Below are 21,923 nucleotides of genomic sequence, written 5' to 3'. Positions count from 1 at the left end.
CGGGGGCCGGGACGGGCTCGGGCGCCGGCGCGGGCTCGCGCACGTCGGCGGCGGCGTCGGCGGGCGCGCCGGCCGGGGCGGAGACGCGCCGCGTGGCACGGCGACGGGAACGGCGGGGAGCGGCGTCCTCGTCCGCCTCGACGGACTCAGCGGCGGGGGGCTCGGGCGCGGGGGGCTCGGCGTCCGTCGCCGGAACGGTGGACGCTTCAGCGGCGGCCGGCTCGGCGGGCGAGGTCACACTGCGCGTGGCCCGGCGGCGGGTACGCCGGGGCGCGGCGTCCTCGGCGGGCGCGGGCGCCTCAGCGGGCTCCGGGGCGGCGGCGGGCTCGGCGGCGGCCGAAGCCGAGGCGGCCTCGGCGGCGGCCGGCTCGGTGGACGAGGTCACCGCGCGTGTGGCACGACGGCGGGTACGGCGCGGTGCGGCCGCTTCGGCGGCCTCCGGGCTCGGCTCGGACGCGGCGGCGGGCTCGGGCCGGGCGGGTGCCTCGGCGGCGGCGGAAGCCGGAACGACGGTCTCGGCCGTCTCCGCCGACGCCGGGGTCCCGACGGGCGCGGAGGCGCGGCGCACCGCGCGGCGGCGCGGCCGGCCCGCGGACGCGGGCTCCGGAGCCGCCCCGGCCGCCTCTGCGGCGACCTCCTCGGCTTCCGTCTCTTCCTTCTCTTCCGGCTCGTCGGCCGCGGCACTCACACCGGCGGGCGCGACGGTCTCCACCGGCGCGGAGCCACCGGACGGCGGTCCCGCCGGCCGGGACGCGGCCCTGCGCCGACGACGCGGCGGCAGGGTGTCGCTGGGGGTGTTCGATTCGGCGTCCGTCGAGGTGGTCGAGGACCCTGTGGGTTCGGTCGGTTCGAGCATGCGGGGGTTTCTCCCGTCAGGCTCCCGGGCGCCGCGCCTGGTCCGGCATCGACCATGTCGACCGCCGGTGACGTCCGCGGCTCGCGCGATGCGCGGTCGCCGCCGTCCGGGGCGCGGGCGCCGCTCGGGAGCTCTCCGTGTCTTGTCTCGCCGGTTCCGTACCCCTTGTCGTGTACGGCCTGGCGAAAGTCTTGTGGTCGGTGCGCTGCCCGACCCAGGTGGCTCCCGAGTTCGAGGGCGGCGCTACGACGTCCGTCCCTACGCGGAACCTTCCTTACGCCGGCGCCTTCGCGGCGGCGGAAGCGGCGGCCGACTGCGGCTCGGGCGCTTCTGCCTCGCGGTCGGGCGCGAGCGGGTCGGTCACCGCACCGGTCTCTTCATCGAACAGCCCCTGCGCCAGCCTGGTCACCGCTGCGGGGACCGGCGGCGCCAGGTCGGCCACGGCGCGAAGACCGGACAGGACGTCGTCGGGTCGTACGGCAGGCGTCACGTGCCGAACAACCAGCCGCAGTATCGCACAGGGCCGGTCGGTCGGCCTATCAGCCGGTGAACCGTGCGTGGTGACGCTCTCGAGGTGCGCGACTGCGGAGCGGGCGTCGAAGGTACGGACGCCGTTCTTCGTCCTGCGCTGGACCTCCACGGCCGAGGCCGCGTTGAAGGCCGCCACGGCGCGTTCCGCGTCCGCGGGGTCCACACCGTCCAGCCGCAGCTCCCACACGGAAGCCGTCAGCCGGTCCGCGAGCCCGGAGGTCCTGGCCTCGGCGGCCTCGACGATGTCGAGCCCGGCGGGCAGCGACTCGTCGAGGAGCAGCCTGAGCCGCTCCGGGTCACGCGCCTCGGTGAGCGCGATCTCCAGGTACTCCGCCTCACTGCCCGTGCCGGTGGGTGCGGCATTGGCGTACGACACCTTCGGATGCGGCGTGAACCCCGCCGAGTACGCCATGGGTACCTCGGCACGGCGCAGCGCACGCTCGAAGGCGCGCTGGAAGTCACGGTGGCTGGTGAACCGGAGGCGGCCGCGCTTGGTGTAACGCAGTCGGATGCGCTGCACCGCGGGTACGGGCGGCGGGCCTTCGGGCTGTCGCTTGCCCAGGGGAACTTCTCCTTGTGTACGGCGGTCGGGACGGGGCACCGTCCTCGCCTCGGCGGGGGCATCGCGCCCAGTCCTCTTTTCTAGAGTACGCGTTCCCGCCACCACGAGTTCCCGCCGGTACGCGAAACCGCCACGACGGGACACCTTCCGGCGTCCGACCGTCGTGGCGGTTCGTGCGAGCGAGCGCCGGTCAGGCGAGGTCGCTCCGCGCCCAGGTCCAGCTGGTGCCGCTGTTCGCGCTGTCCCAGACCTTGACCGGCTTGCCGGAGCCGGACCCGGTGCTCGTCAGCGTCCACAGGCCCGTGCGGCTGCCGCCGCCCGCCTGCACGCCGTAGTCGTAGAGCACACCGACGTCACCGCGGCCGTCACCGTCGAAGTCACCGGCGACCGGCTTCGAGCGGTCCCAGTTCCAGCTGCCGCCGTCCACGCTGTCCCAGACCCTGACCGGCTTGCCGAAGCCGGAACCCGTGCTCGTCAGCGTCCACAGCGCGGTGCGGTTGCCGCCGCCGTCCGCCCGCACCCCGTTGTTGTAGAGCACACCGACGTCGCCGCGGCCGTCACCGTCGAAGTCACCGGCGACCGGCTTCGAGCTGTCCCACCTCCAGCTGATACCGCTGTCCACGCTGTCCCAGGCCATGACCGGCTTGCCGAAGCCGGACCCGGTGCTCGTCAGCGTCCACAGGCCCGTGCGGCTGCCGCCGTTCGCCTGCACGCCGTAGTCGTACAGCACACCGACGTCACCGCGGCCGTCACCGTTGAAGTCACCGGCGACCGGCTTGGAGCGGTCCCAGTTCCAGCTGCCGCCGTCCGCGCTGTCCCAGACCTTGACCGGCTTGCCGAAGCCGGACCCGGTGCTCGTCAGCGTCCACAGCGCGGTGCGGTTGCCGCCGCCGTCCGCCCGCACGCCGTAGGCGTAGAGCACACCGACATCGTCGCGGCCGTCACCATTGAAGTCACCGACGACCGGCTTCGAGCTGTCCCAGTTCCAGCTGCCGCCGTCCGCGCTGTCCCAGACCCTGACCGGCTTGCCGAAGCCGGACCCGGTGCTCGTGAACGTCCACAGCGCCGTGTGGTTGCCGCCGCCGTCCGCCCGCACGCCGTAGTTGTACAGCACACCGACATCGCTGCGGCCATCGCCGTCGAAGTCACCGGAGAACGCCTTCGAGCGGCTCCCGTTCCAGCTGCCGCCGTCCGCGCTGTCCCACTTCATCTGCGGCTCGGCCATCCCGGACCCGGTGCTGGTGAGCGACCAGAGCGTCGAGCGGGACCCGCCGTCCTGGAGGGCACCGTTGTCGTAGAACACGCCGACGTCGCTGCGGCCGTCGCCGTCGAAGTCGGAGCCGGGAGTGGCCCGGGCGTTGGCCGTGATCCAGTCCCGGACGTCGTCGACACGGGTGCTGATCGCGGTGCTGGGGGTGCCCGCCGGGGCGTCGTTGCCGAAGCAGCCCGCCTGGTCGGAGCGGCTGCTGATCGCGACGAGCGCCGGCTTGCCGTCGACGGTGCGGACGGCGGGGCCTCCGGCATCGCCCTGACAGACCGAGGCGCCGCCCTTCCCGCTGAGGGTGAGGTCGCCGCCGGCGACGGAGGTGACGGCGAACGTCCCGGTGTGCCGGCCGAGCGGCGCCCATTCCGCGGCCGTACGGCCGTGTCCGGCGACGGTGAGTTCCTGCCCGGCGGCGGGCGCCGCGTCGGCGACGGCGACCGGGGTCACGCCGCGCACGGGCTGGGCGAGGCGGGCCAGGACGAGGTCGCGCTCGTCGTGCGGACGCAGTTCGGCCACGGTCCGGGTCTGGCCGCCGCCCACGGTCACGACGGTCTTGACCCTGGGCGCGCCGGCCGGCACCGTGCGGTCGGCGACCGGGTCCTCGGCGAAGCAACTGGCGGCCGTGAGCACCCACTCGGCGGATATCAGCGCGCCGGAGCAGCCTCGCTCGTGGTCGCCGACGAGAAGCCGGGCGGTGAAGCCGTAGGAGGCGCCCTCGGCAGGCTCACCGACCACCGCGTGGCCCGGTGAGGCGGTCATGAGCAGCAACGGTGCCGCACCGAGCAGGGCGGCCGACCTGACCGCGGCGGCTCCGGGCGCCTTCCGTCTGGACCGCTTCGGGTGTGCTGTGCTCGAGGGCGTGCCGGGTGCTCTCATCACTGTCCTAGAGATCGTCGGGCGCAACTGGACTGGAGGATGCGGCCCGCCGACGGCCCCCGGACACCCGGAAGTCACGTGGACGGCACCGCAACTTCGGACATCTAAGATCATCCACATGATCTCGTCCACCGGTCCATCCCCGGCAAACTGACCGTACGTCACACACCGAATGTGACGTACGGCACCGCGCCACGTCGCCCGCGACGCACGGACCCCGCTCAGCCGGCTACTTGACCGTCAGCGGCAGCAGCTTCTTCCCGGTCGGGCCCACCTGGATCTCGGTCTGCATGGCCGGGCACACGCCGCAGTCGAAGCACGGCGTCCAGCGGCAGTCCTCGACCTCGGTCTCGTCGAGGGCGTCCTGCCAGTCCTCCCAGAGCCACTCCTTGTCGAGGCCGGAGTCGAGGTGGTCCCAGGGGAGGACCTCCTCGTAGCCGCGCTCGCGGGTGGTGTACCAGTCGACGTCGACGCCGAACGGCTCCAGGGCCTTGTCGGCGCAGGCCATCCAGCGGTCGTACGAGAAGTGCTCGCGCCAGCCGTCGAAGCGGCCGCCGTCGTCGTAGACGGCGCGGATGACGGCGCCGATGCGGCGGTCGCCGCGGGAGAGGAGGCCCTCGACGATGCCGGGCTTGCCGTCGTGGTAGCGGAAGCCGATGGAGCGGCCGTACTTCTTGTCGCCGCGGATCTTGTCGCGGAGCTTCTGCAGCCGGGCGTCCGTCTCCTCGGCCGACAGCTGCGGCGCCCACTGGAAGGGGGTGTGGGGCTTGGGCACGAAGCCGCCGATGGAGACCGTGCAGCGGATGTCGCCCGAGCCGGAGACCTCGCGGCCCTTGGCGATGACGCGGGTGGCCATGTCGGCGATCTGGAGGACGTCGTCGTCGGTCTCGGTGGGCAGGCCGCACATGAAGTACAGCTTCACCTGGCGCCAGCCGTTGCCGTACGCGGTGGCGACGGTGCGGATCAGGTCCTCTTCCGAGACCATCTTGTTGATGACCTTGCGGATGCGCTCGGAGCCGCCCTCGGGGGCGAAGGTCAGGCCGGAGCGGCGGCCGTTGCGGGTCAGCTCGTTGGCGAGGTCGATGTTGAAGGCGTCGACGCGGGTGGAGGGGAGGGACAGGCCGATCTTGTCCTCCTCGTACCGGTCCGCGAGGCCCTTGGCGACGTCGGCGATCTCCGAGTGGTCCGCGGAGGACAACGACAGCAGGCCGACCTCCTCGAAGCCGGTCGCCTTCAGGCCCTTCTCGACCATCTCGCCGATGCCCGTGATGGAGCGCTCGCGCACCGGGCGGGTGATCATGCCGGCCTGGCAGAAGCGGCAGCCGCGGGTGCAGCCGCGGAAGATCTCCACCGACATGCGCTCGTGGACCGTCTCGGCGAGGGGGACGAGGGGCTGCTTGGGGTAGGGCCACTCGTCGAGGTCCATGACGGTGTGCTTGGAGACGCGCCACGGGACGCCCGAGCGGTTGGGGACGACGCGGGCGATCCGGCCGTCGGGGAGGTACTCGACGTCGTAGAAGCCGGGGACGTAGACCCCGCCGGTCCTGGCGAGGCGGAGGAGGAGTTCCTCGCGGCCGCCGGGACGGCCCTCGGCCTTCCAGGCGCGGATGATCGCGGTGATCTCCAGGACGGCCTGCTCGCCGTCGCCGATGACGGCGCAGTCGATGAAGTCGGCGATCGGCTCGGGGTTGAAGGCCGCGTGTCCGCCGGCCAGGACGACCGGGTCGTCGATGCCGCGGTCCTTGGACTCCAGCGGGATGCCGGCCAGGTCGAGGGCGGTCAGCATGTTGGTGTAGCCGAGCTCGGTGGAGAAGGAGAGGCCGAACACGTCGAAGGCCTTGACCGGGCGGTGGCTGTCGACCGTGAACTGCGGGACGGTGTGCTCCCGCATCAGCGCCTCCAGGTCCGGCCACACGCTGTAGGTGCGCTCGGCGAGGACGCCCTGCTGCTCGTTGAGGACCTCGTAGAGGATCATGACGCCCTGGTTGGGCAGACCGACCTCGTACGCGTCCGGGTACATCAGGGCCCAGCGGACGTCGCAGGATTCCCAGTCCTTGACCGTCGAGTTGAGCTCTCCGCCGACGTACTGGATCGGCTTCTGCACATGCGGGAGCAGCGCTTCGAGCTGCGGAAACACGGAAGACACAGACTCGGCGGCTTCGGCAGGCATCTCACGGAACCTTCGTGTGCTGACAAGGGGGACCATCCAGCCTAACCCGGCGCGGACGGTCCCCCGTACCGCTCGGGCGGCCGGTCCCCCTGTTACGCCGACATCGGTCTCTGCGCGGTGATCGACTGGAGCAGGCCCACCGCTATCCACACGGCGAACATGGAGGAGCCGCCGTACGACACGAAGGGCAGGGGGAGGCCGGTCACCGGCATGATGCCGAGGGTCATGCCGATGTTCTCGAAGGTCTGGAAGGCGAACCAGGCGACGATCCCGGCGGCGACGACCGTGCCGTACAGGTCGGTGGTCTCGCGGGCGATCTTGCAGGCGCGCCACAGGACCACGCCGAGCAGGGCGATGATCAGGCCCGCGCCGAGGAAGCCCAGTTCCTCCCCGGCGACCGTGAAGACGAAGTCGGTTTGCTGCTCGGGGACGAACTGGCCGGTGGTCTGGGAGCCGTGGAAGAGGCCGGAGCCGGTCAGGCCGCCGGAGCCGATCGCGATGCGTGCCTGGTTGGTGTTGTAGCCGACGCCCGCGGGGTCGAGTTCCGGGTTGGCGAAGGCGGCGAAGCGGGCGATCTGGTAGTCGTCGAGGATGCCGAGCTGCCAGACGGCGAGCGCGCCGGCGGTTCCCGCGCCGAGCAGTCCGAACACCCAGCGGTTGGAGGCGCCGGAGGCGAGCAGCACGCCCAGCACGATGATGACCATGACCATGACCGACCCGAGGTCGGGCATGAGCATCACGATCAGCATCGGCACGGTGGCCAGGCCGAGGGCCTGGAGCACCGTCCGGTGGTCCGGGTGGGGCCGGTCTCCCGCGTCGACGCGTGCGGCCAGCAGCATCGCCATGCCGAGGATGATCGTGATCTTCACGAACTCCGAGGGCTGCAGGGAGAAGCCGCCGGGGAGTTTGATCCAGGAGTGGGCGCCGTTGATGGTCGAGCCGAGCGGGGTGAGCACCAGCAGGATCAGGAACACGGAGAAGCCGTACAGCACCGGCACGGCGGTGCGCAGAGTGCGGTGGCCGAGCCAGACGGTGGCGATCATCAGGGCGAGCCCGATGCCGGTGTTCAGCAGGTGCCGGGTCAGGAAGTAGTACGGGTCGCCCTGGTTGAGCTCGGTGCGGTTGCGGGTCGCGGAGTAGACGAGCAGGGAGCCCATCAGCGAGAGCGCGACGGCGGCCAGCAGTATCGGCCAGTCGAGCCGGCGGGCCATCGAGTCCCGGGCGAGCAGCCGGGTCCAGCCGGCCTTCTCGGGTCCGTAGCCGGAGACCTGGAAGCTGTGGGAACCGGTCATGCGCGTGTCCTCCGGCTTCCGCCTCTGCCCGCTGCGCGGCTTCCGCTGCCGCGACGGCCCCCGCCGCGTCGTCGGTGGCGGCGCGTGTCGCGGTTCTCGCCGTTCTGCGCCGGTGGCGTCGCTCCCTGCTCCTGTCCGTCGACGGGGGCGTACTCGTCCTCCGGGGAGGCCTTCTCCGTGGGGAGGAGTTCCTTGACGACGTCCCTGGGCATCTTCGGCGCGGGGATGGTCCCGTCCGCCTTGATCGTCGGCAGCTTCGCCTGGGGCTCGGGCAGCAGTGCCTTCTTCTTGTCGATCTCCCCGTCGTCCGCGACGCCGTAGAGCGCGTCGTAGATGTTGCGGACGGCCGGGCCGGAGGCGCCGGAGCCCGTGCCGCCCTGGGAGATCGTCATGACGATCGCGTACTCGTCGGTGTAGGTGGCGAACCAGGAGGTGGTCTGCTTGCCGTAGACCTCGGCCGTGCCGGTCTTGGCGTGCATCGGGATCTTGTCCTGCGGCCAGCCGTCCTGTGCGAACCGCCAGGCGGCGGTGCCGCGGGTGGCGACGCCTTCGAGGGCGTCGTCCATCTTGGCCAGCGTGGTCCTGCTTATCGGCAGCTTGCCGTGCGCCTTGGGCTCGATCGGGCGGATCTCCTTGCCGTCGGGGCTGATGATCGCCTTGCCGATGCTCGGGTCGTACATGGTGCCGCCGTTGGAGATGGCCGCGTAGATGGTGGCCATCTGGATGGGGGTGACGAGGGTGTCGCCCTGTCCGATGGAGTAGTTGATGGCGTCACCGGCGCGCATCTGGTTGCCCTCGAGGCAGTTCTCGTACGCGATCTGCTCGACGTAGGAGCCGCCCTTCTTGCCCGACTTGCACCAGGCGTCCTTGTTGGCCTCCCAGTACTCCTGCTTCCACTCGCGGTCGGGGACGCGGCCGGTGACCTCGTTGGGGAGGTCGATGCCCGTCTTCTTGCCGAGGCCGAAGTCGTGGGCGGCCTTGTAGAAGTAGTCGTGGGGGTTCTTCGGCTTCATGCCGCCGTCCTTCTTCCACTCCTGGTGGGCCAGGCGGTAGTAGACGGTGTCGCAGGAGAGTTCCAGGGCGCGGCCGAGGTCGATCGAGCCGTAGCTGGCGGACTCGTAGTTCTTGAAGACCTGGCCGCCGACGGAGTAGGAGCTGGAGCAGTCGTAGCCGCCGTCGAAGTCGTAGCCGGCGTCCACGGCGGCGGACGTGGAGATCACCTTGAAGATCGAGCCCGGGGCCGCCTGGCCCTGGGTGGCCCGGTTGAGCAGCGGGTAGCGGGAGTCCTTGCCGGTGAGCTTCTTGTAGTCGGCGGCGGAGATGCCGCCGACCCAGGCGTTGGGATCGTACGCCGGGTTGGAGGCCATGGCGACGACGCGGCCGGTCTTGGCCTCCATCACGACGACGGCGCCGGCGTCGGCCTTGTAGTTCTCGCCGGTGTTGTCGTCGTAGACCTTGCGGGCTTCCTTCATCGCCGCGTTCAGCTCGTACTCGGCGACCCGCTGGACGCGGGCGTCGATGCTGGTGACGAGGTTGGAGCCGGGCACGCCGGGGTCGGACTCGGCCTCGCCGATGACCCGGCCGAGGTTGTCGACCTCGTAGCGGGTGACGCCGGCCTTGCCGCGCAGTGCCTTGTCGTACTGGCGCTCCAGGCCGGAGCGGCCGACCTGGTCCGAGCGCAGGAAGGGCGAGTCGGTGTCCTGGGCCTTCTGGATCTCCTCGTCGGTGACCGGCGAGAGGTAGCCGAGGACCTGCGCGGTGTTGGATCCGCCGGGGCCGGCGTAGCGGCGCAGCGCCTCGGGTTCGGCGGTGATGCCGGGGAAGTCCTCGGCGCGCTCGCGGATCTGGAGGGCCTGCTTGGGGGTGGCCTCGTCGGTGACGGGGATCGGCTGGTAGGGCGAGCCGTTCCAGCAGGGCTGGGGCGTCTCGGCGTCGCACAGCCGGACCTTGTCCATGACGTCCTTGGGCTGCATGCCGAGGACGCCGGCGAGCTTGGTGAGGACGGCCTTGCCGTCGTCCTTCATCTTCAGCAGGTCGGTGCGGGAGGCGGAGACGACGAGGCGGGTCTCGTTGTCGGCGAGGGCCACGCCGCGGGCGTCCAGGATCGAGCCGCGGGTCGCGGGCTGGACGACCTGCTGGACGTGGTTGCCGGAGGCCTCCTCGGCGTACTCGTCGCCCTGGCGGATCTGGAGGTACCAGAGCCGTCCGCCGAGGGTGGCGAGGAGGGAGAGGACGAGGATCTGGATGACGACGAGCCGGGTCTGGACGCGCGTGCTGCGGCCGGTCTCCGGAATGTTACTCATGGGAGCAGCCCATTCCGTTGAGGGTGGTGGTGGGCGACGGGCGGGGGTCGGTCACTGCGGCTGCCTCCCCCGTTCAGTGGGTGTACGTGTCGACGCGGTCGTACGGCTGGGAAGTCGTCGTCACAGCCGCTTGACCCCCTTGATGCGTCCGGCCCGGGCGACCCGCGCCCGCGCCGCCTTGGCCCGCAGTCCGTTGCGCTGGCTGCCGATGCGCAGTCCGGTGCCGCCGGAGAGCCAGCCGGAGGCGATGTCGGTCTTCTGGCCCGCGGAGTTGGTCTCGGCGAGCGGGTCGTTCTCGGCGCGTCTGGCCAGGGCCATGATGCCGGGGACGACGAACGGCGCGAGCAGCAGGTCGTACAGGGCGGCCGTGAACAGCAGGCCGGGCAGGCCCACATGGCGGGCGGCGGTGTCGCCGACGAGGGCGCCCACGCCGGCGTACAGCAGGGTGGTGCCGAGGGCGGCGACGACCACGACGGCCATGGGGCCGGTGGCCGACCTGAGCCGGCCGTTGTCCGGTTTGGCGAGCCCGGCGAGGTAGCCGATGACGCAGAGCACGAGGGCGTAGCGGCCGGCGGCGTGGTCGGCGGGCGGGGCGAGGTCGGCGAGGAGTCCGGCGCCGAAGCCGACGAGGGCGCCGCCGACGTGGCCGTAGACCAGGGCGAGGCCGAGGACGGTGAGGAGCAGCAGGTCGGGGACGGCGCCGGGCAGGTGGAGGCGGGCGAGGACGCTCACCTGGATGACCAGGGCGACGACGACCAGGGAGACGGACAGCAGGATCCGGTTGACGCGCATGGGGTGAAAACTCCTACTGCTCGGTCTGCTGGTTCTGCTCGGTCTGCCCGTCCTGCTGGGTCTGCCCGCCCTGCTCGTCCTGCGACTGGCCGTCGACGGGGGCCCCGGCGGACGGAGTCACGGTCACCGTCACGGTCGGCTTGGGTTCCGGCTCCGGCTTGTCCGGGAGCACCGTGTCCCGCGGGTCCTTCTGCGGGGCCTGGACGACGACGCCGACGATGTCGAGCTTGGTGAAGCTGACGAACGGTGTGACGTCGAGGGTGCGGGTGAGGTCGCCGCCGGAGGGGTCGACGCGGGAGACGACGCCGACGGGCACGCCGGGCACGAACGGCTTGTCGGCCTGGGAGCCGAAGGTGACCAGGCGGTCGCCCTTCTTGACGTCGGCCTTGCCGTTGAGGAGTTCGACGCGCAGGGGGCGGCCGCCCTGGCCGGAGGCGAAGCCGAGTTCGTCGCCGGCCTCCATCCGGGTGCCGACGGTGAAGTCGGGGTCGTTGGCGAGCAGCACGGTGGCGGTGTTCGGCCCGACGGTGGTCACGCGGCCGACGAGGCCGTCGCCGTTGAGGACGGTCATGTCGCGTTTGATGCCGTCATGGGCGCCGGCGTCGATGGTGATGGTCCAGGAGAAGCCCTGCGCGGCTCCTATGGCGATGACCTGGGCGCCCTTGATGCCGTACTGGCCGGCGCCGGCGAGCCCGAGCATCTTGTCGAACTGCTTCAGCCGGCTGCGGCCGCGCTCGTCGCTGCCGAGCTTCGCCTTCAGGGCCGCGTTCTGCGTCTCCAGTTCGGAAAGGCGGTCGTGCCGGTCGCCGGATTCACGGATCGCGGTGATGGCGTTGCCCACCGGGTCGACCGCGGACGACACCCCGTTCTCGATCGGGCCGAAGACGGTGGCCGCGGCCTGCCGGGCACCGTCGACCGGTGAGTCCTCCCCGCCGCGGATGTCCACCGTGATCAGTGCGAACGCGATGGCGATCAGCAGCACCAGGAGCAGCCGGCTCTCTTTCGTGTCCCTCACGTGCGGCGGCCGTGCCTTCCTCGTCGAATTCGGGAATTACGTGGCGGTGTTCAGGAATTCAGGCGATTCGGTACCTGAGGTACATGCGCGGTACCGCACCTCTATATCAACGATCCGCCGCACGAGAGGAGTTCGTCTCGTACGGCGGACCCGAAGGGTGATGTCATCTGCGGGGCTGGGCGTCCAGCACCTGCTGGAGCGCGTCGAACTCCTCGACGCACTTGCCGGAGCCGAGCGCCACGCTGTCCAGCGGGTCCTCGGCGATGTGGATCGGCATTCCGGTCTCCCGGCGCAGCCGCTCGTCGAGCCCGCGCAGCAGCGCGCCGCCGCCGGTCAGGACGATACCCCGGTCCATGATGTCGCCGGACAGCTCCGGCGGACACTTGTCGAGGGTCGTCTTGACGGCGTCGACGATCGCGTTGACCGGCTCCTCGATGGCCTTGCGCACTTCGGCGGCGGAGATGACGACGGTCTTGGGCAGCCCGGAGACCAGGTCCCTGCCGCGGATTTCGGTGTGCTCGTCGGTGTCGAGGTCGTACGCCGAACCGACCGTGATCTTGATCTGCTCGGCCGTGCGCTCGCCCAGCAGAAGGCTGTACTCCTTCTTCACGTGCTGGATGATCGCGTTGTCCAGCTCGTCACCCGCGACGCGGATGGACTGGGCGGTGACGATGCCGCCGAGCGAGATGACCGCGACCTCCGTGGTGCCGCCGCCGATGTCCACCACCATGTTGCCCGTGGCCTCGTGGACCGGCAGGCCGGAGCCGATGGCCGCGGCCATGGGCTCCTCGATGATGTGCACCTGACGGGCGCCGGCCTGGGACGACGCCTCGATGACGGCGCGGCGCTCGACGCCGGTGATGCCCGAGGGCACACAGACGACGACCCGCGGGCGAGCCAGATAACGCCGCTTGTGGATCTTCAGGATGAAGTAGCGGAGCATCCGCTCGGTGATCTCGAAGTCGGCGATGACGCCGTCCTTCAGCGGGCGTACGGCAACGATGTTGCCGGGCGTGCGCCCGATCATCTTCTTCGCTTCGGCGCCGACCGCGAGGATGCCACCGGTGTTGGTGTTGATCGCGACGACGGACGGCTCGTTGAGTACGATCCCGCGACCCCTGACGTACACCAGCGTGTTGGCGGTCCCGAGGTCGACAGCCATGTCACGGCCGATGAACGACATTGAGTTCCCCATCAGGATTCGACTGGCCTTCCCATGAGCTTTTGAGGGCTTTTCAGGTAGGCGAGGTGGGTGCAGTGACGCGTGGAGGCTTCCATCGTAGACGCGCTTTCGCGAACACTGCGCGAGGGTCTTCGCCATTGTCAGCAGATGGCGCATCGCCTCGCTTGTGGAGACGGGCCAACGGAGGCATCAGTTCCCCCGAACAGGCGCGCATATGCCACAGGGCGGTCGCTTTTACGCGACCGCCCCGGTCTGCTGCGGGCCATTCGACTGACGTCGCGTCAGAAAAAAGGCGTGTCCGGCGTGTCCGGGAAGGGACTCAGACCCGGCCCGGGAAGAAGATCTTCAGCTCGCGCTCGGCGGACTCCTCGGAGTCGGAGGCGTGGATCAGGTTCTCCCGCACGATCACGCCGAAGTCCCCGCGGATGGAGCCGGGGGCGGCGGCGATCGGGTCGGTCGGGCCGGCCAGCGCGCGCACGCCCTCGATGACCCGCTCCCCCTCGACGACCATGGCGACGACCGGACCGGACGCCATGAACTCGACCAGCGGCTCGTAGAAGGGCTTGCCCTTGTGCTCGCCGTAGTGCTGCTCCAGCGTCTCGGCGTCCAGGGTGCGCAGTTCCAGCGCGGTGATCTGCCAGCCGGCCTTGCGCTCGATACGGCTGATGATCTCGCCGGTCAGGCCGCGACGGACGGCGTCGGGCTTGAGGAGGACGAGGCTGCGCTGGGTCACGACGGGCTCCTTGGAGAGGTGCGTTCGCACAGGCGTGCGGACGCGCGGTGGTACGAAGTGATGACTGAGGTTACCGGGCGTGTCGCAGCGCCCGTCACGCAGCGTCAGGCGGCGTCGGGCGCGGCGGCGTCCGCCTGGGCCGCGAACCTCGCCTTCGCTTCGTCGATCTTCCGCCCGTAGTGCACGGACGCCCACCACAGGGCGGCGAAGACCGCCCCCAGGAAGAACATGGTCGGCACGACGAACCCGGAGGCGATCAGGGCGATCTGCAGGGCCCAGCCGAAGGCGACGCCGCCCGGCCGGGTGACCACGCCGCACAGCGCCACGCACAGGAACATCGCGATGCCGCTGACCGTCCACACCGTCCCCATGGACAGGTCCGGGTCCTTCATGGCGACCAGTCCGGCGAAGCCGATCACGAAGACCTCGCCGATCAGAGTGGAAGCACAGAGCGTACGCACGTTTCTCAGCCCCTCCCGAGGAGCAGTCGGGCCTCGCCGACGGTGATGACGGAACCGGTGACGAGCACACCGCCGCCCGCGAACTCGCCCTCCTCCTCGGCGAGCGTGATCGCGGCCTCCAGGGCGTCCGGCAGCCGCGGCTCGACCTGCACCCGGTCCTCGCCGAACACCTCCACGGCGACGGACGCCAGCTCGTCCGCGTCCATCGCGCGGTGGCTGGAGTTCTGGGTGACGACGACCTCGGCGAAGACCGGCTCGAAGGCCTCCAGCAGCCCCCGCACGTTCTTGTCGCCGCTCGCGCCGACCACGCCGATGAGCCGGCTGAACTGGAACGCCTCCCCGACCGCCTCCGCGGTGACGCGGGCCCCGGCCGGATTGTGCGCGGCGTCCAGCACCACGGTCGGCGAGCGCCGCACCACCTCCATCCGCCCCGGCGAGGCGACGGCGGCGAAGGCCTTGCGCACGGTGTCGATGTCCAGCGGCCCGGGCCGCTGCGCCCCGACGCCGAAGAACGCCTCGACGGCGGCGAGCGCGACGGCCGCGTTGTGCGCCTGGTGGGCGCCGTGCAGCGGCAGGTAGACCTCGGTGTACTCGCCGCCGAGCCCGCGCAGGGTCATCAGCTGCCCGCCGACGGCGACCTGCCGGGCGACGACCCCGAACTCCAGCCCTTCACGGGCCACGGTGGCGTTGACGTCCACGGCCTTCTTCAGCAGCACCTGCGCCGCGTCCACCGGCTGCTGGGCCAGGATCACGGTGGCGTCCTGCTTGACGATGCCGGCCTTCTCCGTCGCGATCTCGCCGGGCGTCCCGCCGAGCCGGTCGGTGTGGTCCAGGTCGATGGGGGTGACGACGGCGACGTCACCGTCGATGACGTTGGTGGCGTCCCAGGAGCCGCCCATGCCGACCTCGACGACGGCCACGTCGACGGGCGCGTCGGCGAAGGCGGCGTACGCCATGCCGGTCAGCACCTCGAAGAAGGACAGCCGGTACTCCTGCTGGTCGTCCACCAGCCCGACGTACGGCTTGATGTCCTCGTACGTCTCGATGAACCGCTCGGCGGAGATCGGCGCCCCGTCCAGGCTGATGCGCTCGGTGACCGACTGCACGTGCGGCGAGGTGTACCGCCCGGTGCGCAGGTCGAAGGCTCCGAGCAGGGCCTCGATCATGCGGGCGGTGGTGGTCTTGCCGTTGGTCCCGGTGATGTGGATGGACGGGTACGACCGCTGCGGGTCGCCCAGCACGTCCATCAGCGCGGCGATGCGGGCGACGGACGGCTCCAGCTTGGTCTCGCCCCAGCGGGTGGCGAGCTCCGCCTCCACCTCGCGCAGGGCCTTGTCCACCTCGGGATCCTCGGGGCGCGCGGGCACGTCGGCCTGCGGGGGGCCGCCCTGGGTGCGGAGGGTGCGGCTGCCGGCCTCGATCACGGCGAGGTCGGGGTCGCGGGTCGTCTCCGCGTCGATGATCTCGTCGAAGGTTTCGAGAGGGTCGGGCTGGTTCTCGCCGGGGATGTCGCTCACGGGAACCAGTCTACGGAGGTCGCCGACGGCGGGGCGGCTGAGGTGCCGTCGCGTGTGCGGGGCTGGCGTGGCTTGTCGCGCCCACGCGGCGGAGCCGCACGTCGATGCGCCCCCGCGCCCCTGGGTGCGTGAAAGGCTCCCGGCACCCTTGAAGGGCGCCGGGAGCCTTTCACCACGTACCGGTGGGCTACGCCTGCGGCAGCTTCTCCAGCTGGGCCTGGATGCGGGCGATGTCCTCGTCCGCCTTGGCCAGCCGCCCCCGGATCTTGTCCACGACGTGGTCCGGCGCCTTGGCGAGGAACGCCTCGTTGCCGAGCTTGCCGTTGGCCTGGGCCTTCTCCTTCTCGGCGGCGGCGAGGTCCTTGGCCAGCCGCTTGCGCTCGGCGGCGAAGTCGATGACACCGGAGAGGTCGAGGGCGACCTCGACGCCCGCGACCGGCAGGGTCGCCGTGGCCGTGAAGGCGTCGCCCTCCGGCTGGAGGCGCAGCAGCTGCCGGACGGCCGCCTCGTGCGCCGCGAGCGCGGTGCCGTCGAGGGTCAGCCGGGCCGGCACCCGCTGGCCGGGCTGCAGGCCCTGGTCGTGACGGAAGCGGCGGACCTCGGTGACGACGGACTGGACGGTCTCGATCTCCCGCTCGGCGTCGGCGTCCCGGAAGCCCGAGTCGGACGGCCACTCGGCGATGACGACCGACTCACCGCCGGTGAGCGTGGTCCACAGCGTGTCGGTGACGAACGGGACGACCGGGTGCAGCAGCCGCAGCGTGACGTCGAGGACCTCTCCGAGGACGCGCTTGCTGACCTCGGCGGGCTCGCCGCCCGCCTGGAACGTCGTCTTGGACATCTCGACGTACCAGTCGAAGACCTCGTCCCAGGCGAAGTGGAACAGGGCGTCGGACAGCTTCGCGAACTGGTAGTCCTCGTAGTACGCGTCGACCTCGGCGACCACCGAGTTCAGGCGGGAGAGGATCCAGCGGTCGGTGGAGGACATCCTCGACGCCTCGGGCAGCGGGCCCTCGACCGTCGCGCCGTTCATCAGGGCGAAGCGGGTGGCGTTCCAGATCTTGTTGGTGAAGTTCCGGGAGCCCTGGACCCAGTCCTCGCCGATCGGGACGTCGACGCCCGGGTTGGCACCGCGCGCGAGGGTGAAGCGGAGCGCGTCGGAGCCGTACTTGTCCATCCAGTCCAGCGGGTTGACCACGTTCCCGAAGGACTTGGACATCTTCTTGCCGTTCTGGTCACGGACCATGCCGTGCAGGGCGATGGTGTGGAACGGCGGGGTGCCGTCCATCGCGTAGAGGCCGAACATCATCATCCGGGCGACCCAGAAGAAGAGGATGTCGTAGCCGGTGACCAGGACGGAGTTCGGATAGAACTTCGCGAGCGAGTCGGTCTGCTCCGGCCAGCCGAGCGTGGAGAACGGCCACAGGCCGGAGGAGAACCAGGTGTCGAGGACGTCGGAGTCCTGGTGCCAGCCCTCACCGGTCGGCGGCTCCTCGTCGGGCCCGACGCAGACGACCTCGCCCTCGGGCCCGTACCAGACCGGGATGCGGTGGCCCCACCACAGCTGGCGCGAGATGCACCAGTCGTGGAGGTTGTCGACCCAGTCGAAGTACCGCTTCTCCATCTCCTGCGGGTGGATCTTGACCTTGCCGTCGCGGACCGCGTCACCGGCCGCCTTCGCCAGCGGGCCGACCTTGACCCACCACTGCATCGACAGGCGCGGCTCGACGGTGGTCTTGCAGCGCGAGCAGTGGCCGACCGAGTGGACGTACGGCCGCTTCTCGGCGACGATCCGGCCCTCGGCGCGCAGCGCGGCGACGATGGCGGAACGCGCCTCCAGCCGGTCCAGGCCCTGGAAGGGGCCGTGGGCGGTGATGATCGCGTGCTCGTCCATGACCGCGATGGCGGGCAGGTCGTGGCGCCGGCCGATCTCGAAGTCGTTCGGGTCGTGGGCGGGCGTCACCTTGACGGCGCCGGTGCCGAACTCGGGGTCGACGTGCTCGTCGGCGACGACCGGGATGGAGCGGTCGGTCAGCGGCAGCTTGATCAGCTTGCCGACCAGGTGCTTGTACCGCTCGTCCTCAGGGTGGACGGCGACGGCCGTGTCACCGAGCATCGTCTCGGCACGGGTGGTGGCGACGACGATCGTCTCGTCACCGTCGCCGTACTTCATGGAGACGAGCTCGCCGTCGTCGTCCTGGTACTCGACCTCGATGTCGGAGATCGCGGTCAGGCAGCGCGGGCACCAGTTGATGATGCGCTCGGCGCGGTAGATCAGCTCGTCGTCGTAGAGCCGCTTGAAGATGGTCTGGACGGCCTGGGACAGGCCCTCGTCCATGGTGAAGCGCTCACGGGACCAGGCGACGCCGTCGCCGAGGCGGCGCATCTGGCCGCTGATCTGCCCGCCGGACTCGCCCTTCCACTGCCAGACGCGCTCGACGAACGCCTCCCGGCCGAGGTCGTGCCGGGACTTGCCCTCCTTGGCCAGCTCCCGCTCGACGACGTTCTGCGTGGCGATGCCGGCGTGGTCCATGCCGGGCTGCCACAGCGTCTCGAAGCCCTGCATCCGCTTGCGGCGGGTCAGCGCGTCGATGAGCGTGTGCTCGAAGGCGTGCCCGAGGTGCAGGCTGCCCGTGACGTTCGGCGGCGGGATGACGACGGTGTACGGCGGCTTGTCGCTGTCCGCGTCGGCCTCGAAGTAACCCCGTTCCACCCAGCGCTCGTACAGCTGCCCCTCTACCTCGGCCGGCGCGTACTGGGTCGGCAGTTCGGTGGCGGGTGCGGGCTGCGGCTGCTGAGAGTTCTCGGTCACGGGGGTCAGTTTAAGGGCGTCACGACCCCGTCCCGAAACTCGTTTCGTTTGTAACGGTGCGGCCCCCGGTGACCTGCGCACGCCATCTCTGGGTCAGGATGTCAGCATCACGTAAGCATGGTCCTCGTGTTCCGTCCCTCGGTCGAGGGGCGCTCGACCGGCTCCGGCCGGCGAAGACGAGGCGATCGGGGGATCAGGGTGTCGGAGTTGAGTAGTCGCGTGCGGCGACGGCGCTGGAGGGGAAACCGGCATGGGCCTTCCCCCCTCGCGAACGAGGAGGGCTCCTACGGCTCGCGCCCCGGGGCTTTCCGCCTCGGCACCGGCCGCCCGACCGGAGCCCTCCGTTGAGGTCCTGCGCCGGCTCCCCGGACTGTCACCGCCCGCCCGGCGGCCGGAAGATCCCCCGCCGCGGCGTCGTACCCCGGGAGGCTCCGGAATTCCGGCCATGCGACCCCACGTCCCGCGCCGTCCTGCGGAACCGCCACTGCCGTCGGATGCGCTCGCTCGGGAAGCGGACGCGACCGTACGGCGTCGAGCGGTCGACCCGTCTTCGCCGGCGTCAAGGAGCCGTCCCGGAAACGGAAGGCCCTTCGGGTGTGTCCGGCGGACCTGCGGGACCGCTTCCGCGACTCGGATCGCGGATACTCGGCCCGCTGGGCGAAGCAGTTCGTGAACGCTTCCCGCGGATGCCGCAGCGCCGGTCGGAGCCGCACCGACGACCCCTCGTCGGGGAGCGCCGGTTCGTCCGTCTTCCGCCACTCGGTCAGCATGGCCGGGGTTCGGTCGCGGTCGGCCCTCTCCTGCTGCGCCCACGCCGCGGTGCGGGCGGCGAGCGCCATGTTGTAGACCTTCCGTACGCGTCCACACGCGCGCGACAGCTCCGCCGTCCGCGCGCCGGCCGGGGAGAAGCGGCGCTCGCATGCCCGCTTCGCGCACGTCGAAGCCACGCTCGCACACTGGAGCGCTTACGTGTGAGGCCCTGTCCCAGAGCCACGTGATTCACCCGGACAGTGGAACCACAGCCTCACCCATGTCTCAGGAAGCCCACCCTCCCCCGACTCAGCCGGGGGCAATCTTGGAGGAAGTCGATGAGTCACAACCAGCCGGGCCCGTACGGCGGGCAGCCCCAGCAGCCCGGACCGTACGGACAGCCGGGTCCGTACGGCCAGCAGCCGCCGCAGGCCCCCCAGCCCGGCTACGGCTACCCCCAGCAGACGCCTCCCCCGCAGCCCGGCTACGGCTACCCGCAGCAGCCCGCGCAGGGCGGCGTCCCGCCGCAGCAGCCGCCGTACGGCCAGCAGCCCGCCTACGGCCAGCAGCCGCCCGGCCAGGCCCCGTACGGCATGCCCCAGCCTCCCGCGCCGGGCGGCGGCAAGAAGAAGACCGGTCTGGTCATCGGCGCGGTCGCCGTCGTGGCGGCGATCGGCGTGGGGGTGTACTTCGTGTTCGGCGGCGGGGGCGGCGGCGGCTCGGACATCGCCGACGACGGCCCGCACAAGCTGACGACTCCGGCGACGGTGCTCGGCGAGTACAAGAAGGCCGACGGCGACAGCAGCACGAACGCCGGTGACATGAAGGACGCCGAGAAGTGGGGGGTGAAGGACGCCAAGGACGTGAGCGCCGAGTACGCGGCGGAGAACGAGGAAAACCCACTGGCGAGCAAGCAGCTCATGTTCGGTGGCGTCTACGGCACGATCGACGATCCGGAGAAGGCGCTCGACGCGATGTTCGCGTTCATGGAGAAGGAGAGCCAGGAGGGCGGCAGCGACGAGGACGTGACGTTCTCCGGGGAGCCGAAGGAGTACAAGCCCGATTCCCTCGACGGCGCCATCATCAAGTGCCAGGAAGCCAAGGTCGACAACTCCGACGGCGGGCAGAACGAGCCCAAGTCGGTGACCATGACGTACTGCGCCTGGGGCGATCACAGCACGCTCGGCCTCGTCCTGCCGATGAGCCTTCTGGACATCGCGGCCGGCAAGAAGACCGACCCGGCCGAGGCGGCCGAACTCACCGCCAAGCTCCGCAAGGAAGTCCGCGTCAAGGCCTGACGCGGGAACGGACACACGGAAGGGGCCCGGTCGGTCGACCGGGCCCCTTCGGCGTTCGTACGGTGGTGCGGCTACGCCGTCTTCTGCTCGCCCGGCCCCCGCCCCCGCGCATCCCGCGGGATGAGGGTCGGGTTGACGTTGGAGAGGACCACGTCGGCCGTGATGACGACGCGGGCGACGTCCTTGCGGGAGGGGACCTCGTACATGACGCCCTGGAGGACTTCCTCCATGATGGCGCGCAGGCCGCGGGCGCCGGTCTGGCGGAGGATGGCCTGGTCGGCGATGGCCTCCAGGGCCTCGCGCTCGAAGTCCAGCTCGACGCCGTCGAGTTCGAAGAGGCGCTCGTACTGCTTGACGAGCGCGTTGCGCGGCTCGATCAGGATCTGGAGCAGGGCCTCGCGGTCGAGGTTGTGGACCGAGGTGATGACGGGGAGCCGGCCGATGAACTCGGGGATCATGCCGAACTTGACCAGGTCCTCGGGCATGACGGACTCGAACTGGTCCTTGGACTCCAGCTCCCGCTTGGACCGGATCGTCGCGCCGAAGCCGATGCCCTTGGCGCCGGCCCGGCCCTCGATGATCTTCTCCAGGCCCGAGAAGGCACCGCCCACGATGAACAGGACGTTCGTCGTGTCGATCTGGATGAACTCCTGGTGCGGGTGCTTGCGGCCGCCCTGCGGCGGGACCGAGGCCGTGGTGCCCTCGAGGATCTTCAGCAGGGCCTGCTGGACGCCTTCGCCGCTGACGTCGCGCGTGATCGACGGGTTCTCGCTCTTCCGCGCGACCTTGTCGATCTCGTCGATGTAGATGATCCCGGTCTCGGCCTTCTTGACGTCGTAGTCGGCCGCCTGGATCAGCTTGAGCAGGATGTTCTCGACGTCCTCGCCGACGTACCCCGCCTCGGTGAGCGCCGTGGCGTCGGCGATCGCGAACGGGACGTTCAGCATGCGCGCCAGGGTCTGGGCGAGGAGGGTCTTGCCGGAGCCGGTCGGGCCCAGCAGGAGGATGTTGGACTTCGCCAACTCGATGGCGTCCTCGCGGCCTTGGGCGCCGCCGTTCTCACCGGCCTGGACGCGCTTGTAGTGGTTGTACACCGCTACGGAGAGCGCCTTCTTGGCGGCTTCCTGGCCGACGACGTACCCGTCGAGGAACTCGTAGATCTCGCGGGGCTTGGGAAGCTCCTCCCAGCGCACCTCGCTGGTCTCCGCGAGCTCCTCCTCGATGATCTCGTTGCAGAGGTCGATGCACTCGTCGCAGATGTACACACCGGGCCCTGCGATGAGCTTCTTGACCTGCTTCTGGCTCTTGCCGCAGAACGAGCACTTGAGCAGATCGCCGCCGTCACCGATGCGTGCCACGGTGTGCTTCCCCTTCGCCTGGGAGACGCCCAGCCGTCGACGTCACGTCAACGGCCGGCGGACTCCTGGTGCTGCCTTATGTCCGACGGTACCTTGCCGAGCCCCCCGTCCGGGCCCCCCTTGGCACGGTTCACTTCGACGTGGACCGTG

The 21,923-nt window shown here is 70.7% G+C and carries 15 protein-coding genes and 1 pseudogene; 1 reads left to right on the top strand and 15 read right to left on the bottom strand.

Features of this window, described 5'->3' with window-relative positions:
• From ACP4IX_RS01905 to ACP4IX_RS01840, 14 genes and pseudogenes are all read right to left on the bottom strand, one after another.
• A pseudogene (locus ACP4IX_RS01905) lies at nt 1-856 on the bottom strand (Rne/Rng family ribonuclease); the annotation flags it as partial.
• A 274-nt stretch (nt 857-1,130) separates the two neighbouring features.
• Nucleotides 1,131-1,907, bottom strand: a complete 777-nt coding sequence (locus ACP4IX_RS01900; protein WP_426554541.1) for a TIGR03936 family radical SAM-associated protein — start codon at nt 1,905-1,907, stop codon at nt 1,131-1,133.
• 232 nt (nt 1,908-2,139) lie between these two features.
• Nucleotides 2,140-3,972, bottom strand: coding sequence for a trypsin-like serine protease (locus tag ACP4IX_RS01895; RefSeq protein ID WP_426554540.1), 1,833 nt, complete (start codon nt 3,970-3,972; stop codon nt 2,140-2,142).
• A 346-nt stretch (nt 3,973-4,318) separates the two neighbouring features.
• A complete protein-coding gene (locus tag ACP4IX_RS01890; RefSeq protein ID WP_426517229.1) occupies nt 4,319-6,259 on the bottom strand; it encodes a TIGR03960 family B12-binding radical SAM protein in 1,941 nt (646 codons plus the stop codon).
• 92 nt (nt 6,260-6,351) lie between these two features.
• Complete coding sequence (gene rodA / locus ACP4IX_RS01885; protein WP_426517227.1) at nt 6,352-7,551, bottom strand: rod shape-determining protein RodA; 1,200 nt, start codon at nt 7,549-7,551, stop codon at nt 6,352-6,354.
• On the bottom strand, nt 7,548-9,854 hold the full coding sequence (gene mrdA / locus ACP4IX_RS01880) for a penicillin-binding protein 2 (RefSeq protein WP_426517225.1): 2,307 nt from the start codon (nt 9,852-9,854) through the stop codon (nt 7,548-7,550). The genes rodA and mrdA overlap by 4 nt, the downstream gene beginning before the upstream one ends.
• Before the next feature lie 120 nt (nt 9,855-9,974).
• The gene (gene mreD, locus ACP4IX_RS01875; RefSeq protein WP_426517223.1) at nt 9,975-10,646 is read right to left on the bottom strand and encodes a rod shape-determining protein MreD; all 672 of its coding nucleotides are present in this window, start codon (nt 10,644-10,646) and stop codon (nt 9,975-9,977) included.
• A gap of 13 nt (nt 10,647-10,659) precedes the next feature.
• Nucleotides 10,660-11,661 (bottom strand): rod shape-determining protein MreC, encoded by a 1,002-nt coding sequence (gene mreC / locus ACP4IX_RS01870; RefSeq protein WP_426517221.1) that lies wholly within the window; start codon nt 11,659-11,661, stop codon nt 10,660-10,662.
• Between the two features lie 163 nt (nt 11,662-11,824).
• Nucleotides 11,825-12,844, bottom strand: coding sequence for a rod shape-determining protein (locus ACP4IX_RS01865; RefSeq protein WP_398130593.1), 1,020 nt, complete (start codon nt 12,842-12,844; stop codon nt 11,825-11,827).
• Nucleotides 12,845-13,163: 319 nt separating this feature from the next.
• Nucleotides 13,164-13,577 (bottom strand): nucleoside-diphosphate kinase, encoded by a 414-nt coding sequence (ndk, locus tag ACP4IX_RS01860; RefSeq protein WP_007449819.1) that lies wholly within the window; start codon nt 13,575-13,577, stop codon nt 13,164-13,166.
• 104 nt (nt 13,578-13,681) lie between these two features.
• On the bottom strand, nt 13,682-14,038 hold the full coding sequence (locus ACP4IX_RS01855) for a DUF4233 domain-containing protein (RefSeq protein WP_426517218.1): 357 nt from the start codon (nt 14,036-14,038) through the stop codon (nt 13,682-13,684).
• A 5-nt stretch (nt 14,039-14,043) separates the two neighbouring features.
• Complete coding sequence (gene folC / locus ACP4IX_RS01850; RefSeq protein WP_426517216.1) at nt 14,044-15,555, bottom strand: bifunctional tetrahydrofolate synthase/dihydrofolate synthase; 1,512 nt, start codon at nt 15,553-15,555, stop codon at nt 14,044-14,046.
• 187 nt (nt 15,556-15,742) lie between these two features.
• Entirely contained in the window at nt 15,743-18,367 is a 2,625-nt protein-coding gene (locus tag ACP4IX_RS01845) for a valine--tRNA ligase (RefSeq protein WP_426554539.1), read from the bottom strand.
• Between the two features lie 284 nt (nt 18,368-18,651).
• Nucleotides 18,652-19,314 carry a helix-turn-helix domain-containing protein gene (locus ACP4IX_RS01840; RefSeq protein ID WP_426554538.1) on the bottom strand — a complete coding sequence of 221 codons (663 nt, stop codon included), beginning with the start codon at nt 19,312-19,314 and terminating at the stop codon, nt 18,652-18,654.
• A gap of 141 nt (nt 19,315-19,455) precedes the next feature.
• Here ACP4IX_RS01840 and ACP4IX_RS01835 point away from each other — a divergent pair, with 141 nt between their 5' ends.
• Entirely contained in the window at nt 19,456-20,415 is a 960-nt protein-coding gene (locus tag ACP4IX_RS01835) for a hypothetical protein (RefSeq protein WP_426554537.1), read from the top strand.
• 71 nt (nt 20,416-20,486) lie between these two features.
• Here ACP4IX_RS01835 and clpX read toward each other — a convergent pair whose 3' ends face one another.
• Complete coding sequence (gene clpX, locus ACP4IX_RS01830) at nt 20,487-21,773, bottom strand: ATP-dependent Clp protease ATP-binding subunit ClpX (protein WP_426554536.1); 1,287 nt, start codon at nt 21,771-21,773, stop codon at nt 20,487-20,489.
• Between the last annotated feature and the right edge of the window lie 150 nt (nt 21,774-21,923).

The sequence above is a fragment of the Streptomyces sp. WG5 genome, assembly GCF_049974565.1.
GTDB lineage: Bacteria > Actinomycetota > Actinomycetes > Streptomycetales > Streptomycetaceae > Streptomyces.
This window is presented reverse-complemented; position numbering and strand designations above follow the sequence as displayed.

Excerpts from the sequence above, each read along its gene's own strand:
- rodA (WP_426517227.1), bottom strand. The coding sequence starts at position 7,551 with ATGACCGGTTCCCACAGCTTCCAGGTCTCCGGCTACGGACCCGAGAAG.
- ACP4IX_RS01835 (WP_426554537.1), top strand. The coding sequence starts at position 19,456 with ATGAGTCACAACCAGCCGGGCCCGTACGGCGGGCAGCCCCAGCAGCCC.
- ACP4IX_RS01865 (WP_398130593.1), bottom strand. The coding sequence starts at position 12,844 with ATGTCGTTCATCGGCCGTGACATGGCTGTCGACCTCGGGACCGCCAAC.
- mrdA (WP_426517225.1), bottom strand. The coding sequence starts at position 9,854 with ATGAGTAACATTCCGGAGACCGGCCGCAGCACGCGCGTCCAGACCCGG.
- ACP4IX_RS01890 (WP_426517229.1), bottom strand. The coding sequence starts at position 6,259 with ATGCCTGCCGAAGCCGCCGAGTCTGTGTCTTCCGTGTTTCCGCAGCTC.
- ACP4IX_RS01895 (WP_426554540.1), bottom strand. The coding sequence starts at position 3,972 with ATGACCGCCTCACCGGGCCACGCGGTGGTCGGTGAGCCTGCCGAGGGC.
- mreD (WP_426517223.1), bottom strand. The coding sequence starts at position 10,646 with ATGCGCGTCAACCGGATCCTGCTGTCCGTCTCCCTGGTCGTCGTCGCC.